The organism is Streptomyces sp. B1866 (assembly GCF_031932565.1).
In the GTDB taxonomy this organism is placed as follows: Bacteria; Actinomycetota; Actinomycetes; order Streptomycetales; family Streptomycetaceae; genus Streptomyces.
This window is the reverse complement of sequence record NZ_JAVSCF010000003.1, coordinates 38,892-54,351: the sequence shown is the minus strand read 5'-3', so window position 1 is coordinate 54,351 and position 15,460 is coordinate 38,892. Positions and strand designations below refer to the sequence as shown.

Here is a 15,460-nt window from a genome sequence, read left to right as displayed (position 1 = left end):
CCGGGCGCGCGGCGGCCCGGCCATGCACGTCAGCCATCTGTCGCTCGCCGACTTCCGGTCGTACGCCCGCGCCGAGGTGCCGCTGGACCGGGGGGTCACCGCCTTCGTGGGCCCCAACGGCCAGGGCAAGACCAACCTGGTGGAGGCGGTCGGCTACCTCGCCACGCTGAGCAGCCACCGGGTGTCCTCCGACGCGCCGCTGGTGCGCGAGGGCGCCGACCGCGCCGTCATCCGGGCGGCCGTCCAGGAGGGCGAGCGGCGGCAGTTGGTGGAGCTGGAGCTGAACCCCGGCCGGGCCAACCGCGCGCGCGTCAACCGCTCGTCCTCGCCGGTCCGGCCGCGCGAGGTGCTGGGCATCGTGCGCGCGGTGACCTTCGCGCCGGAGGACCTGGCGCTGGTCAAGGGCGACCCGGGCGAGCGGCGCCGGCTCCTGGACGAGCTGGTCACCGCCCGCGCGCCGCGCCTGGCGGGCGTGCGCTCCGACTACGAGCGGGTGCTCAAGCAGCGCAACACCCTGCTGAAGTCCGCCGCGCTGGCCCGCCGGCACGGTGGCCGGGCCGGCGGCGGCGCCGACCTGTCCACGCTGGACGTGTGGGACCAGCACCTGGCGCGCGCGGGCGCGGAGCTGCTGGCCCACCGGCTCGCGCTGGTCGCCGCGCTCCAGCCGCTGGCCAGCAAGGCGTACGAGCAGCTGGCGCCGGGCGGCGGGCCGGTGCTGATGTCCTACCGGTCCTCGGCCGAGGCGGTGGGCGAGCGGATAGCCGGCGCCGCGTCCGCGCCGTCCGTACCGTTCACGCCGTTCGTGCCCTCCAGAGACGAGCTGTTCGAGGCGCTGGCGGAGGCGCTGGGCGCGGCGCGCCGGCAGGAGATCGAGCGCGGCGTGACGCTGGTCGGCCCGCACCGCGACGACCTGGTGCTGCGCCTGGGCGAGCTGCCCGCCAAGGGGTACGCGAGTCACGGCGAGTCGTGGTCGTACGCGCTGGCGCTGCGCCTGGGCGCCTACGAACTGCTGCGCGGGGAGGGCCCGGAGCCGGTGCTGGTGCTGGACGACGTGTTCGCGGAGCTGGACGCGCGGCGGCGGGAGCGGCTGGCGGAGCTGGTGGGACCGGGAGAGCAGGTGCTGGTGACGGCGGCGGTGGACGAGGACGTGCCGGGAGCGCTGGCGGGCGCGCGGTTCACGGTGTCGGACGGGGCGGTGGAGCGGGTATGACCGGGCCAGGTCCGTCGCCGTACGAGCCGTCGGACGGGCTCTTCCGGCCCGTACCGCCGACGCCGCCCGTGCCGCCCGCACCCGAACCCCCGGCGCCGCCTGCGACGGGGGCAGCGGGCGCGCCGCCCGCCGGGCCCGCCGCGCCTTCCGGTGTCGACCTGGCGCGGGTCGCGTTGCGCGCGGCCCGTGAGCAGGCGCGCGCCCGCGGCGCGGCGGCGCAGGAGCGGAAGCAGGCGCGCCGCGGCGGCCTGCGCTCGGGCGCCCGCGCCGACGGCCGGGACCCGCTGCCGCTGGGCGCGGCGATCAACCGGCTGATCACGGAGCGCGGGTGGGAGGCGCCGGCCGCGGTGGGCGGGGTGACGGGCCGCTGGCCGCAGCTGGTGGGCCCGGAGGTGGCCCAGCACTGCCGGCCGGAGGGGTACGACGAGGACGCGCGCGTGCTGACCGTGCGGTGCGACTCGACCGCGTGGGCCACGCAACTGCGGCTGCTGGCTCCCCAGTTGCTGGCCCGGCTCAACGCCGACCTGGGCCAGGGCACGGTCACGCTGATCAAGGTGCTGGGCCCGGGCGGCCCGCCGCGCAGCCACGGCCCGCTGCGCGCGCCCGGCAGCGGCCGGGAGCCCTGACCCCCCGGCCTCCGGGACCGGCGTCGACTCCGGTCCGGACGCCGGTCCGGAGGCCCGCCGAGCGCCCACCGGGCACCAACAGCCGGGCTCCGCACCCGGAAAACACCCGCACAAGCCGCAGAACCGGCCATACCTGGCATAAGTCGCGAATCGCGGCGCCGCCCCCGCTGCCGGGCGCCGCGACCCGGCCACCGCCGACCGGGGGACAGACGGGACGTGCGGGACGGGGTGAGACCCCGGTCACGGTAGCCGGAGGTTGACAGCCCGAAGCGCTGAGTGCCGGTGTGAGCCTCTTGGACCCCGTACCCGAATATGGGGAGTCGGCACGGGCCGGTTGAGGGGCGCAGATGCGGCGCCAAGAGCCGTCGTGCCCCCATCTTTGTCGGCGCTACCGGTAGACTGGAAGACACCGTCGCCGCTTGCGCACAGGGTGCTCCAGTGTGCGCGCGGGACACGTCGAACGACGCGGCCGGTCCCGACCCAGGGGTCGGCCCTGCTGTGCCAGAAAGGGCGCTTCGTGGCCGATTCCGGCAACCCCAACGAAATCGAGAACATCCCGTCGGCCGACAGCGGCGAGCAGGCGGACCCGGCCCTGGCCGAGGGTGGGTCGGAGTCCGCATCGTCGTCGTCGTACGACGCCAGCGCGATCACCGTCCTCGAAGGTCTGGACGCGGTCCGCAAGCGCCCCGGTATGTACATCGGCTCGACCGGCGAGCGCGGCCTGCACCACCTGGTCTACGAGGTCGTGGACAACGCGGTGGACGAGGCGCTGGCCGGCCACGCGGACACCATCGAGGTCACGATCCTGGCCGACGGCGGCGTGCGCGTCTTCGACAACGGCCGCGGCATCCCCGTCGACCTGCACCCGGTGGAGAAGAAGCCCGCCGTGGAGGTCGTGCTGACGGTGCTGCACGCGGGCGGCAAGTTCGGCGGCGGCGGGTACGCGGTGTCCGGCGGCCTGCACGGCGTGGGCGTCTCGGTGGTCAACGCGCTGTCCACCAGGGTGGCGGTGGAGGTCAAGCGGGACGGCTACCGCTGGACGCAGGACTACAAGATGGGCGTGCCGACGGCGCCGCTCGCGCGCAACGAGGCGATTTCCGACACCGGTACGACCGTGTCGTTCTGGGCGAACCCGGACATTTTCGAGACCACGGAGTACTCCTTCGAGACGCTGTCGCGGCGCTTCCAGGAGATGGCGTTCCTCAACAAGGGCCTGTCCATCTCGCTGCGCGACGAGCGCCCCGGCCACGTGGACGAGGACGGCAGCCCGCTCGCGGTCCGCTACCGCTACGACGGCGGCATCGTCGACTTCGTCACCTACCTGAACTCCACCAAGGGCGACGTGGTCCACCCCAGCGTCATCGGCTTCGAGGCCGAGGACCGGGAGCGGATGCTGTCGGTCGAGGTCGCGATGCAGTGGAACACCCAGTACAGCGAGGGTGTCTACAGCTTCGCCAACACCATCCACACCCACGAGGGCGGCACCCACGAGGAGGGCTTCCGCGCCGCGCTGACCACCATGGTCAACAAGTACGCGCGCGAGAAGAAGCTGCTGCGCGAGAAGGACGACAACCTCGCGGGCGAGGACATCCGCGAGGGCCTGACGGCGATCATCTCGATCAAGCTGGGCGAGCCGCAGTTCGAGGGCCAGACGAAGACCAAGCTGGGCAACACCGAGGCCAAGACCTTCGTCCAGAAGATCGTCCACGAGCACCTGGCCGACTGGCTGGACCGCAACCCCACCGAGGCCGCGGACATCATCCGCAAGAGCATCCAGGCCGCCACGGCCCGGGTGGCGGCCCGCAAGGCCCGCGACCTCACCCGTCGCAAGGGCCTGCTGGAGACGGCGTCGCTGCCCGGCAAGCTGTCGGACTGCCAGTCCAACGACCCGGTGAAGTGCGAGATCTTCATCGTCGAGGGCGACTCCGCGGGCGGCTCGGCCAAGTCCGGCCGCGACCCGCAGTACCAGGCGATCCTCCCGATCCGCGGCAAGATCCTCAACGTGGAGAAGGCCAGGGTCGACAAGATCCTGCACAACAACGAGATCCAGGCGCTGATCTCGGCCTTCGGCACCGGCGTGCACGAGGACTTCGACATCGCCAAGCTGCGCTACCACAAGATCATCTTGATGGCCGACGCCGACGTCGACGGCCAGCACATCAACACCCTGCTGCTGACCTTCCTCTTCCGCTTCATGCGCGAGCTGGTCGAGAAGGGCCACGTCTACCTCTCCCGCCCCCCGCTGTACAAGATCAAGTGGGGTCGGGACGACTTCGAGTACGCCTACTCCGACCGCGAGCGGGACGCGCTCATCGCGGCCGGCCGCGAGCAGGGCAAGCGCATCCGGGACGACTCCGTCCAGCGCTTCAAGGGCCTCGGCGAGATGAACGCCGAGGAGCTGCGGGTGACCACCATGGACGTCGACCACCGCGTCCTGGGCCAGGTCACCCTGGACGACGCGGCGCAGGCCGAGGCGCTGTTCTCGGTCCTGATGGGCGAGGACGTCGAGGCCCGGCGCTCCTTCATCCAGCGCAACGCCAAGGACGTCCGCTTCCTCGACATCTAGGGCGCCGGCCCCGCGCCCGGGGCCCGCCGCGTCCGCTCGCCGCACCACGACCGAAGGACTGTTCACCAGCGATGGCCGACGACATCACCCCGACCCCGCCCGGCGAGGACTCCGCAGCCGAGGGCGCCGTGCTCCGCATCGAGCCGGTCGGCCTCGAAACCGAGATGCAGCGCTCGTACCTCGACTACGCGATGAGCGTGATCGTCTCGCGCGCGCTGCCGGACGTACGGGACGGCCTGAAGCCGGTGCACCGGCGCGTGCTGTACGCGATGTACGACGGCGGGTACCGCCCGGAGAAGGGCTTCTACAAGTGCGCCCGCGTCGTCGGCGACGTCATGGGCACGTACCACCCGCACGGCGACACCTCGATCTACGACGCGCTCGTCCGCCTGGCCCAGCCGTGGTCCATGCGCATGCCGCTGGTCGACTCCAACGGCAACTTCGGCTCGCCCGGCAACGACCCGGCCGCGGCCATGCGCTACACCGAGTGCAAGATGGCCCCGCTGGCCATGGAGATGCTGCGGGACATCGACGAGGACACCGTCGACTTCCAGGACAACTACGACGGCCGCAACCAGGAGCCGACCGTCCTGCCGTCCCGCTTCCCCAACCTGCTGGTCAACGGCTCGGCGGGGATCGCGGTCGGCATGGCCACCAACATCCCGCCGCACAACCTGCGCGAGGTCGCCGAGGGCGCCCAGTGGTGCCTGGCCAACCCGGACGCCACCCAGGAGGAGGTGCAGGACGCCCTGGTCGACCGGATCAAGGGCCCCGACTTCCCCACCGGCGCGCTCGTCGTCGGCCGCAAGGGCATCGAGGAGGCGTACCGCACCGGCCGCGGCTCGATCACCATGCGCGCGGTGGTGGAGGTCGAGGAGATCCAGGGCCGCCAGTGCCTGGTGGTCACCGAGCTGCCGTACCAGGTCAACCCGGACAACCTCGCACAGAAGATCGCCGACCTGGTGAAGGAGGGCAGGATCGGCGGCATCGCCGACGTGCGCGACGAGACCTCCTCGCGCACCGGCCAGCGCCTGGTCATCGTGCTGAAGCGGGACGCGGTCGCCAAGGTCGTCCTGAACAACCTCTACAAGCACACCGACCTCCAGACCAACTTCGGCGCCAACATGCTGGCGCTGGTCGACGGCGTGCCGCGCACCCTGTCCCTCGACGCGTTCATCCGCAACTGGATCGCGCACCAGGTCGAGGTCGTCGTCCGCCGTACGCGCTTCAGGCTGCGCAAGGCGGAGGAGCGGGCGCACATCCTGCGCGGCCTGCTCAAGGCGCTGGACGCGATCGACGAGGTCATTGCGCTGATCCGGCGCAGCGACACGGTCGAGGTCGCGCGCGAGGGCCTGATGGGCCTGCTGCGCATCGACGAGACCCAGGCGAACGCGATCCTGGAAATGCAGCTGCGGCGGCTGGCCGCGCTGGAGCGGCAGAAGATCATCCAGGAGCACGACGAGCTCCAGGCGAAGATCGGCGAGTACCAGGTGATCCTGGGCTCGCCGGAGCGGCAGCGGCAGATCATCAGCGAGGAGCTGACCGCCATCGTCGAGAAGTTCGGCGACGACCGGCGCACCAAGCTCATCCCCTTCGACGGCGACATGTCCATCGAGGACCTGATCGCCGAGGAGGACATCGTCGTCACGATCACCCGCGGCGGCTACGTCAAGCGCACCAAGACCGAGGACTACCGCTCGCAGAAGCGCGGCGGCAAGGGCGTGCGCGGCACGAAGCTCAAGCAGGACGACATCGTGGACCACTTCTTCGTGTCCACCACGCACCACTGGCTGCTGTTCTTCACCAACAAGGGCCGGGTCTACCGGGCCAAGGCGTACGAGCTGCCGGACGCCGGCCGCGAGGCGCGCGGCCAGCACGTGGCCAACCTGCTCGCCTTCCAGCCCGACGAGCGTATCGCCCAGATCCTCGCCATCCGCGACTACGAGGCCGCGCCGTACCTGGTCCTGGCCACCAAGTCGGGCCTGGTGAAGAAGACGCCGCTGAAGGACTACGACTCCCCGCGCTCCGGCGGCGTGATCGCCATCAACCTCCGCGAGACCGAGGAGGGCGCGGAGGACGAGCTGATCGGCGCCGAGCTGGCCTCGGCCGAGGACGACCTGCTGCTGATCAGCCGCAAGGCCCAGTCCATCCGCTTCACCGCCACGGACGAGGCGCTGCGGCCCATGGGACGCGCCACCTCCGGCGTGAAGGGGATGAGTTTCCGGCCAGGAGACGAGCTTTTGTCAATGAACGTCGTCCGGCCGGGTACGTTCGTGTTCACCGCCACCGACGGCGGGTACGCGAAGCGCACGCGAGTCGACGAGTACCGCATCCAGGGCCGCGGCGGCCTGGGCATCAAGGCCGCCAAGATCGTGGAGGACCGGGGCTCGCTCGTGGGTGCGCTGGTGGTCGAGGGGAACGACGAGATCCTCGCCATCACGCTGAGCGGAGGGGTGATCCGGACGCGGGTCAACGAGGTCAGGGAGACCGGCCGTGACACCATGGGCGTCCAGCTGATCAACCTGGGCAAGCGCGACGCCGTCGTGGGCATCGCCCGCAACGCCGAGGCGGGCCGCGAGGCCGAGGAGGTCGACATCGCGGGAGAGGCGTCGGACGCCGCGGAGCCCGCGGCCGCCGAGCCCGGCACCGCCACCGAGCCCGCGCCCGGCACCGAACCCGGCGCGACGGCCGGGACCGAACCCGGCGCCGGAGCCGGGACCGCCGAGGGCATCGCGCCCCCGGCCGACGAGACCGAGGAGTAGACCGTGACAGCAGCCACGGGCGCCGCCGTGGCGAGCGCCGGCGCGCAGGGCGCGGCGCCCGGGCCAGGGGCGGACTCCGCCCGGCACCGGCCCGCCGCCCCGCGCCCGGCCGGCCTCCGGGGGGAGCGGTGACCGGGGGCCCCCAGTACGAGCCGTACCGTACGAGCCCGCTGCCGGGCGAGCGCCCCGCGCCCCCCGCCCAGCCCTACCACCCGCCGCAGGCCTACGCGCCGCCGGCCGACCGCGGCCGCGACTCCAGATTCCCCGGCCAGCAGCCCGCCGCCCGCCGCCCCACCCCGCCCCCCGCCGCCCCGCCCCGCCCGACCGCCCCGGCGCCGCCGCGCACCCGCAAGGCCCGGCTGCGGGTGGCCCGGGTCGACCCCTGGTCGGTGATGAAGGTCAGCTTCCTGCTGGCCATCGCCCTGGGGATCTGCACGATCATCGCGGTGGCGGTGCTGTGGATGGTCATGAACGCGATGGGCGTCTTCAGCAGCGTCGGCGGGACGATCACCGAGGCCACCCAGTCCGAGAAGGACGGCGGCTTCGACCTGGAGTCCTTCCTGTCCCTGCCGCGCGTCCTGGGCTTCACGTCGGTCATTGCGCTGATCAACGTGGTCCTGGCAACGGCCCTGGCCACGCTGGGCGCCTTCATCTACAACCTGTCGGCGGGCTTCGCCGGCGGCGTCGAGCTGACGCTCGCGGAGGACGACTAAACAACGGATTTGGGACGTGGCTCGGGGGTGCGCTAGTCTTTCGATGCGGCTCGGGGCTATAGCTCAGACGGTTAGAGCGCTTCCCTGATAAGGAAGAGGCCACAGGTTCAAGTCCTGTTAGCCCCACAGTTGAAGATCGAGCGAGAGGGCGTCTCCCCAGGTGGGAGGCGCCCTCTCGGCGTGTGCGGCCCGGGGTGGGGGTCGGTCTGCGTTGGTCTGGCGTGGTGGGCCGGGGCCGGGGCGGGCAAGATCTTCTCCCAGTTTTCTCCCAGGCGGGGGCGGGTCGGCGCGGCCCCTGGGGAGCTCTGGGCGCCTCCGGGACCCGCGCCCACCCGTGGGGGCCGAGGTGCCGCGTCAGGCCCCTGTGTCGCCGTTCCCGGGCCCTTGGGGCGGAAGGAGGAGGTCGCGCTCCGGGTGCCGCTCCCCCGTGACGCTGCCGCTGACGCCGAGATCGGCTCGGACCTCGTCGTAGAAGGCGTTGATCGCCCCGAACACGGCTCGGTGGCGCTCGCGCCACTCGTCCAACGTGCCGGTGGTCTCGCCCTTGGCCTGCCAGTCGACTTCCATGATCCGGACGTTCAGCTCGTGAGCCGCTTCCACGGCATCGTCCCCGCCGAGGAGGAGGACACGCTCGAAGGCCCGCCCCCGTACGCGCGCCGTCTCGGCTAACTCGGCGACGAGCTCCTGGTCAGACCGCCCGCTGTCGCGGATGCCTTCCCGCTGCTCGTAGAGGTGCACCGCGGCGTAGACGCCCGATCGCACCTGGTCTATGTAGTTCGCGTACGCGTCGAGCTTCCTGTCGTCCCAGCGCGTCAGCAACTGGTACCGGGTGCGGTTCCGCTCCATGAGGTGGTTGGTCACGTGCGTCGTCACCGCGCCGAGCAGCACCGCGGCGACCGTCACGAGCTGTTCGCCCGTACCCAACCTGTCCCCCTGAGGCCGTCACTCCTGAAGATGACTGGTTGATTTTATGAGTTCAGGACGGCCACGGGGACGTCGTGGGCATCGGTAGCTCCCGGTCTCTGCGGTAGTGCTTGGAAGACTCCGGCCCGGCAGCGGGCGAAGAAGCAACCTCTGGCCGGTGATCCGTCGTCGTTGGGGTATGACGTCTGGAGCCCCGCATCCACTGTCCGCTGCCGCGCCCGAGTGGCCTTACTGCGGCCAGAACAGCACCCCAGAGGATCCGGTCGGCTGCCGTGGTGTCCCTGTCACAGGGCACGCGGCCTGCCTCGCACATCTGGACGAGGCTGGGCTGAGTGCCTACCTCGACGCCCTCCAACCTGGCGCTCATGTCGACCACCGCGGCACTTCCTTCACTCCTGGACTCCTTGACCGACTGCTTGACGCGCTGCATGACCCAGCCACCGGACACGCCCGCTTCGGTGACGCTCGGTTCGAGGAGGCAGTGTTTTCTGGAGACGCTGGATTTGAGGAGACAACCTTTTCCGGTGATGCCCAGTTCAAGCGAGCAATCTTCTACGGGGACGCCTGGTTTGAGAAAGCTATTTTTTCCGGCGAGACATGTTTCGAGGAAGCGAATTTCTCCGACCTCGCGCTGTTCAGTCTTGCGACCTTCGCCGGGGCTACCGTATTCGACTCGGTGACCTTCTCCGGCGCTACCGATTTCAAGGCGGCGGCTTTTTCCGGTGACGCCCAGTTCAAGCGAGCAGTCTTCGCCAATACCATCTCATTTCACAGGGTATTATTCTCCGAAAAATCCTGGTTCGAGGGGGCGACTTTTTCCAGGGGCGTCTGGTTCGAGGAAGCAGCCTTCGCCGGGGCCACCGTGTTCGACTCGGCGACCTTCTCCGAGGACGCCTGGTTCGAGAGGGCAACATTTTCCAGCGATGCTCGTTTCGAGGAAGTATCCTTCTCTAAGGGCGCCCAGTTCGAATCGGTGACCTTTTCGGGTGACGCCTGGTTCGAGATGGCAACCTTCTCCGACTTAGCATGGTTCGACCAGGTGACCTTTTCGGGCGTTGCCCAGTTCAGGGAGGCAACCTTCTACAAAGTCACCCGGTTCAACGAGGTACGCTTCCTGGGGGATGCCGAGTTCAGCAAAGCCATTTTTTCTGGTCTCGGTAATATCTGGTTCAATCGGGCAATCTTTTCTCGTGATGCCGATTTCCTCTTGGCGCAGTTTGAGGCGGCGGGGGACCTAGGCCCGTTCGTGTGCGGTGGTATTGTCCATTTGCAGGAAGCGCTTTTTGTGGGGCCGGTGACGGTCGAGATTGCCGCACGTGGGGTGTTGCTGGAGCGGGTACGGTGGCAGTCGACTGCAGCACTCCGGCTGCGCTACGCGTGGGTGGACCTGACCGAGGCGGTGCTGGAGGCCCCCGTGACTCTGGCCGTAGAACCCGCCGCCTTCAGCGAGGGCGTCATGGGGCTGGCGGCGAAGGTTGTCCTAGCAGGCCGCAGCAATGGCGTGCGAATCAATACCATCAGTGGGGTAGACGCGGCCCACCTATCCCTGACCGATGTGGATCTGTCCGACTGCACCTTTGCCGGCGCGGTACATATTGACCAGCTCCGACTGGAGGGCCGTATCACCTTCGACCGCCCGCCTGCAGGATGGCACCTCCACGGGCTTGTACCCTTGCGCTGGTCACGTCGCCGTACCCTGGCAGAGGAACACCATTGGCGGGCCGCCGCCGCAGGCCGCCCCAGAGCCGACGAGCAGGCCACTGAGCGTCAGTGGTGGCCGGGAAAATACCACCCGGACCCGGAGCGTACTCCGAGCCCGGCGATGGTCGCCGCGCTGTACCGACAACTGCGTAAGGCTCTGGAGGACGGCAAGAATGAACCCGGCGCAGCAGATTTTTACTATGGCGAATGCGAGATGCGCCGCCACGACCGTGGCCCCGACAGCAGCACCACGCGATCCGAGCGGCTGTTGCTCACCGCGTACTGGGCGATCTCTGGCTACGGATTGCGCGCCTCCCGCGCGCTGGCATGGCTTGGCGTCACCATGACCGCCACCGTGCTCGCGCTCATGATGTGGGGCATCCCGGCTGATACTCCTAAGCAGACCACCACTGGCCACCAGGTCCAAGTCGGCCAGAACCTCACTTTGACCACCGATACACCGGACCCGGCCAACCCCACCGGGACCGCGTCGCAGCGGCTGACCGCCGAACGGTCCGAAAAAGCCCTCAGAGTAGTCATCAACAGCACGGTGTTCCGATCCTCTGGCCAGGACCTCACCACGGCCGGCACCTACACGGAGATGGCCTCCCGTGTCACCGAACCCGTCCTCTTGGGTCTCGGTGTCTTGGCCATCCGCGCCCGTGTCAAACGCTGATGGTCGCCCGCGCACTGCAAGGAGCGGCAAGCGAGGCCGTCGGACTGGCGCATGAGACGTTGCCGTGCGGACCCAGGTAGCCGCAGAGGACGCTGAAACAGGGGGAAGCCGGGTAGCAGCTCGATTCCGGTGTGACTCGGTGACAGCCGTGACACCCTCTACTGTTCCAGCTCCCGTCCGATGGGCTATCCGGGGTCGCACGGCCACCGGCGCACCCACTGGAGACGGAGTGTTCTGGGGGCCCGCCGGGGCAGCCTCGAAACCCGGCGTTAAAGTGCCGAGTGTCGTTAACTGCAGGGGAAGGCGTATCCAATGAGGGCCCACCTCCGAGAGGCCGTGGTCACCCTCGGCCGCCGGTACGTCCGTGATGCCCCCGTGACGTTCGGTAAGGCGGCGCTGGCCGCGCGGTACCTCAACCCCCATCTCCGCGATCACCCGCGGCGGCGTGTCACGGAAACCCGATTCGGTGCCCGGTTCGCCGTCGACACTCAGGACCTCATCCAGCGTTACGTGTACCTCTTCGGGGTGTGGGAGCCGAACCTCACCGCCTTCCTACGCAGCCGGCTCGCGCCTGGCGACACCTTCGTCGACGTCGGGGCCAACGTCGGGTACTTCAGCGTGCTCGCATCGCACATCGTCGGAGACACCGGCCGCGTCGTGGCGGTCGAAGCCTCACCCGTGTTTCACCGACAGCTGTTGCAGCAGGTCAGCCTCAACGACTGCCGCAACGTCCGGGCCGTCAACGCTGCCGTCTCGGACGATCAGGAGACGTTGCGGTTCGTCCTCGCGGACTCGCACAACACGGGGGCGACCAGCTTCCTGCCCTACGACGGGCCGGCGGAGTCCACCTTTGAGATCAAGGCGTACCCGCTGCCGAACCTGCTCGATCCTGGGGAGATCGCTAACGCCCGGGTGATCAAGATCGATGTAGAGGGCGCCGAGGGCAGGGTCATCCGGGGGATGGCGCCCATGTTTGACCAGCTCCGACCGGACGTCGAGATCGCGATCGAGATAGCTCCTGAGCGGATGGCACAAGCAGGCGACTCCGCCGAGGAGTTGTCGGCGACCCTGCACGAGCACGGATTCCACGCTTACCAGATCCCCAACGACTACGGGCCGGAGTCCTATCCGCCAGCTCTGCGTCAGCCTCTGACTGAGCCCATTCGGTGGCGGCAGCCGATCGTGTCCCAGGGAGATTTCGTCTTCTCACGGCTCGATGCCGAGCGCCTGTCGGGCACGTCGGACTGAAGCAATGCCGAGGCCGTTGACGAAATTGTCAAGAGCCGCAAACAGAAGACGTTGTTCTGAGCAGCGCTCACCGGCACCTCCGACGAGACCACCCTTGGCATCGAACCTTGGCGACTCTGGCCAGCGGGGCGAGCGGCAGACTCAGCGTTGGGGACGAGCAGGTAGCGCCACGCCCGCGGTCCAGGCAGCGACGGCGACCTTGAAGAGCTCGATGGCGACGCCGTGGTTGCCGAAGCAGAGGAACGCTAGCCCGGTAAAGAAGGCCGTCGTACCGCTCCCAAAGAGGACGGCGCGGCTGTGGGCTCGTACTAGGAGCGGCATCTGCTGGCAGGTCTCGCGGCGGCGCTGACGGCGCATCTGTCGTACCCGGCGGCGCTGACGGGCCAACTCCTGCTCGGCATCGGTGATCAGGCCGTCGAAGGTGGCGTTGATCCAGTGGGAATTGCCGTTTTGGTCGTCGGGGAGGGGGATGCTTGTCATAGGGCTGTTCCCGGGTTATTGCAGTTTCCGCCGCTCGTGGTTGCGGTGGCTGGTCGAGCGAGCAGTGTCGGCACCTGTGCGCCGGTACAGATATCAGTGGGCCGGGCCCCCGCGCGTTAGCATCAGGACCCCGGCCCACGGGCGGCCTATCGGTCGACTAACCCATTCGCTCCATTCTTGCTGGTAATTGTTGTGGGAATCAGGGTCAGGGCGGCAAGCGGCATTCCTGCCGCTCCCACTGGATGGTCCTGGTGACGGGTCAGCGTTCGTCGGACAGGGACGAGACGGATCAAAATCTCGTCCAATAGCCCTCGTAAGCTGGACATGAAGATCGCGACCATCGACGCGATCCAAAGTTTGGCGCTAGGTGCCACAGTTGCGCTCCTTTGAACCTATTGAAACGGTGGCCTCGCAGCCCACCCTCGGTGTGCACGGGGTTCGCTGGGCGGAAGGCGGTCCGTGCACCCGGGGGAACGGCTACTCAGGCAGCGGGGAGATTCCCAGACGGGCGAGCACGGAAGGGTGCGCCAGCTTCCTGCGCGCTCGGAACACTGCCTGACGCACAGTCCCTGCGGTGATGTTGCCGTCCAAGGCTTCGGCGACCTGCCACGGCTTGAGGCCGTCGAGCCCCACGAGAGCGAAAGCCGTCAGCTCCTGTTCGGTCAGTTCCGGGGACAGGAGCTCGAATAAGCGCTGCATCTCCGCTCGCTGCGTGGCGTCTGTGTGGACGACCGGCTCGACAAACGGCGCGGCGTCCCCCAGCAAGAAGGTGTCCTCGCCGACAAGGATCTCCTTCTCTCGCTGAACCGCCAGGGCCTTCAAAAACGACTTCGCCTCGTTCCTAAGGACCGTCCTCGCGTACGACTCGATATTGTCGACCGGGCCAGACTTCAGCCGGGTATGCAGACTATGCATGCCCCGGCTGAACACCTCGTCCTCGTGCTCGACTCCTGCTTTCGCCCTGGTGTACCTGCGGAAGCTTTTTTCGTTGACCATGAGGTAAGCCCACTGCTCGTGTGAACTGGGGGGCAGGGTGTCTTCCGAGCCGAGGACTCCGAGTACGCGCTGGCGCTGTCGAGGAAACCGGCTTCCCCGAACGGTTTTCTTCACTACGGTTGTTCCTTCACGATCGAGGGTCGCGTCGGACAGCCCGCCGCGGTTTGCCTCCTCGCATCCCGGTGCCCGACACCCCGTACAGGTTTCCACCTTCCATTTCGTCAGTGTGACGTGCGTCACGTGCGTCTACGGGCGGAGCTGTCGGGCGTCGGGGTGAAGGATAGTCTTCGGTGAAATCGGTGAGACTGTTCATCTGTATCCGTGAGGCAGCCGTGAATCACTCTCAATTGCGGATCGCAACTGTGTGGCGACAGGTCGGCCGGTACCTCACGGGTCGAGTCGGCCATGAACTCGCGGGACCTAATGTCCTGAGTCGAAAGTGCGCTGGCGGTTGTAGAGTGGGGTAATGCCGGGTCCGGAGCCGTTGCTGTTGAAGTTGTCCGATCACGAGCGCAGGGTGCTGCGGGGCTGGTTGCGCAAGCAGACGGCGTCTCAGGCGCTGGTGCTGCGGTCGAGGATCGTACTGGCGTGCGCGGAGGGCCGACCGAACGCGCAGGTCGCGCAGGACCTGGGTGTCTCGCGGGAAACCGTGCGCAAGTGGCGGGCCCGGTTCTCCGCGGACCGGCTGGAGGGTCTGGTGGACCGGCCGCGTTCGGGGGCGCCGCGGAAGATCACGGACGAGCAGATCGAGGCCCTGGTGGCCAGGACGCTGGACCAGGCGCCACCGACGGGTGATACGCACTGGTCGACGCGTTCGATGGCCCAGGCGGCGGGGATGTCGCAGTCGGCTGTGTCGCGGATCTGGCGGGCGTTCGGCCTCAAACCGCACATCGTTCAGACCTGGAAGCTGTCGACCGACCCGCAGTTCGTGACCAAGGTGCGTGACGTGGTGGGCATCTACCTCGCTCCGCCCGAGAACGCCCTGGTCCTGGCGGTGGATGAGAAGTCGCAGATACAGGCCCTGGACCGAACCCAGCCCGTCCTGCCGATGGCACCGGCGACGCCGGCGAAGATGACCCATGACTACGTCCGGCACGGCACCACCAGTCTGTTCGCCGCCCTGGACATCGCCTCCGGCTCGGTCATCGCCCAGCACTACCGCCGCCACCGTCACCAGGAGTTCCTCCGCTTCCTGAAGGTCGTCGACGCCGCCGTCCCCAAGAACCTCGAACTCCACCTGGTCCTGGACAACTACGCCACCCACAAGACCGAGCCGGTCAAGAAGTGGCTGCTGCGTCACCCTCGCTTCCACCTGCACTTCACCCCCACCTCAGCGTCCTGGCTCAACCTCGTCGAACGCTGGTTCGCGGAGCTGACCTGCCGAAAACTCCGCCGCTCGGCCCATCGCAGCGTCGTCGAACTCGAACGGGACATCCGCGGCTGGATCAACGAGTGGAACAAGAACCCCAAGCCGTTCGTCTGGACCAAACCCGCCGACGACATCCTCGACACCCTCGCCGCATACTGCACACGAATTAACGACTCAGGACACTAACGC

General features: G+C 68.6%; 11 protein-coding genes and 1 tRNA gene. 9 read left to right on the top strand and 3 right to left on the bottom strand.

Going from position 1 to position 15,460, the window contains the following annotated elements; all coding sequences use genetic code 11:
* The first annotated feature begins 22 nt into the window (after nucleotides 1–22).
* From recF to RKE29_RS01060, 6 genes are all read left to right on the top strand, one after another.
* Nucleotides 23–1,210: a DNA replication/repair protein RecF gene (recF, locus tag RKE29_RS01085; RefSeq protein WP_312003022.1), complete on the top strand. Its 1,188-nt coding sequence runs from the start codon at nucleotides 23–25 to the stop codon at nucleotides 1,208–1,210.
* Nucleotides 1,207–1,836, top strand: a complete 630-nt coding sequence (locus RKE29_RS01080; RefSeq protein WP_312003018.1) for a DciA family protein — start codon at nucleotides 1,207–1,209, stop codon at nucleotides 1,834–1,836. Before recF ends, RKE29_RS01080 begins: the two co-directional genes overlap by 4 nt.
* Nucleotides 1,837–2,329: 493 nt before the next feature.
* A complete protein-coding gene (gyrB, locus tag RKE29_RS01075) occupies nucleotides 2,330–4,402 on the top strand; it encodes a DNA topoisomerase (ATP-hydrolyzing) subunit B (RefSeq protein ID WP_312003064.1) in 2,073 nt (690 codons plus the stop codon).
* A gap of 71 nt (nucleotides 4,403–4,473) precedes the next feature.
* Nucleotides 4,474–7,164 carry a DNA gyrase subunit A gene (gene gyrA, locus RKE29_RS01070; protein ID WP_312003017.1) on the top strand — a complete coding sequence of 897 codons (2,691 nt, stop codon included), beginning with the start codon at nucleotides 4,474–4,476 and terminating at the stop codon, nucleotides 7,162–7,164.
* Between the two features lie 128 nt (nucleotides 7,165–7,292).
* Complete coding sequence (locus tag RKE29_RS01065) at nucleotides 7,293–7,877, top strand: DUF3566 domain-containing protein (protein WP_312003016.1); 585 nt, start codon at nucleotides 7,293–7,295, stop codon at nucleotides 7,875–7,877.
* Between the two features lie 52 nt (nucleotides 7,878–7,929).
* A tRNA-Ile gene (locus RKE29_RS01060) sits at nucleotides 7,930–8,003 on the top strand.
* 228 nt (nucleotides 8,004–8,231) lie between these two features.
* Here RKE29_RS01060 and RKE29_RS01055 read toward each other — a convergent pair.
* Nucleotides 8,232–8,801: a hypothetical protein gene (locus tag RKE29_RS01055; protein WP_312003015.1), complete on the bottom strand. Its 570-nt coding sequence runs from the start codon at nucleotides 8,799–8,801 to the stop codon at nucleotides 8,232–8,234.
* A gap of 481 nt (nucleotides 8,802–9,282) precedes the next feature.
* Here RKE29_RS01055 and RKE29_RS01050 point away from each other — a divergent pair, with 481 nt between their 5' ends.
* Both RKE29_RS01050 and RKE29_RS01045 read left to right on the top strand, forming a co-directional pair.
* Nucleotides 9,283–11,178, top strand: a complete 1,896-nt coding sequence (locus tag RKE29_RS01050; protein WP_312003014.1) for a pentapeptide repeat-containing protein — start codon at nucleotides 9,283–9,285, stop codon at nucleotides 11,176–11,178.
* 312 nt (nucleotides 11,179–11,490) lie between these two features.
* Entirely contained in the window at nucleotides 11,491–12,426 is a 936-nt protein-coding gene (locus RKE29_RS01045; protein ID WP_312003013.1) for an FkbM family methyltransferase, read from the top strand.
* Nucleotides 12,427–12,567: 141 nt separating this feature from the next.
* Here the strand turns inward: RKE29_RS01045 and RKE29_RS01040 are convergent, their stop codons facing one another.
* A complete protein-coding gene (locus tag RKE29_RS01040; RefSeq protein ID WP_312003012.1) occupies nucleotides 12,568–12,906 on the bottom strand; it encodes a hypothetical protein in 339 nt (112 codons plus the stop codon).
* A gap of 477 nt (nucleotides 12,907–13,383) precedes the next feature.
* Complete coding sequence (locus RKE29_RS01035) at nucleotides 13,384–14,016, bottom strand: sigma-70 family RNA polymerase sigma factor (RefSeq protein WP_312003011.1); 633 nt, start codon at nucleotides 14,014–14,016, stop codon at nucleotides 13,384–13,386.
* Nucleotides 14,017–14,368: 352 nt separating this feature from the next.
* Between RKE29_RS01035 and RKE29_RS01030 the strand changes: the two genes are divergently transcribed.
* Nucleotides 14,369–15,457 carry an IS630 family transposase gene (locus RKE29_RS01030; RefSeq protein WP_312003010.1) on the top strand — a complete coding sequence of 363 codons (1,089 nt, stop codon included), beginning with the start codon at nucleotides 14,369–14,371 and terminating at the stop codon, nucleotides 15,455–15,457.
* Nucleotides 15,458–15,460: the final 3 nt, after the last annotated feature.

What these genes read in the sequence shown, in the direction of transcription:
- RKE29_RS01040 (WP_312003012.1), bottom strand. Translation starts at nt 12,906, where the DNA reads ATGACAAGCATCCCCCTCCCCGACGACCAAAACGGCAATTCCCACTGG.
- RKE29_RS01080 (WP_312003018.1), top strand. Translation starts at nt 1,207, where the DNA reads ATGACCGGGCCAGGTCCGTCGCCGTACGAGCCGTCGGACGGGCTCTTC.
- recF (WP_312003022.1), top strand. Translation starts at nt 23, where the DNA reads ATGCACGTCAGCCATCTGTCGCTCGCCGACTTCCGGTCGTACGCCCGC.
- gyrA (WP_312003017.1), top strand. Translation starts at nt 4,474, where the DNA reads ATGGCCGACGACATCACCCCGACCCCGCCCGGCGAGGACTCCGCAGCC.
- RKE29_RS01045 (WP_312003013.1), top strand. Translation starts at nt 11,491, where the DNA reads ATGAGGGCCCACCTCCGAGAGGCCGTGGTCACCCTCGGCCGCCGGTAC.
- RKE29_RS01030 (WP_312003010.1), top strand. Translation starts at nt 14,369, where the DNA reads ATGCCGGGTCCGGAGCCGTTGCTGTTGAAGTTGTCCGATCACGAGCGC.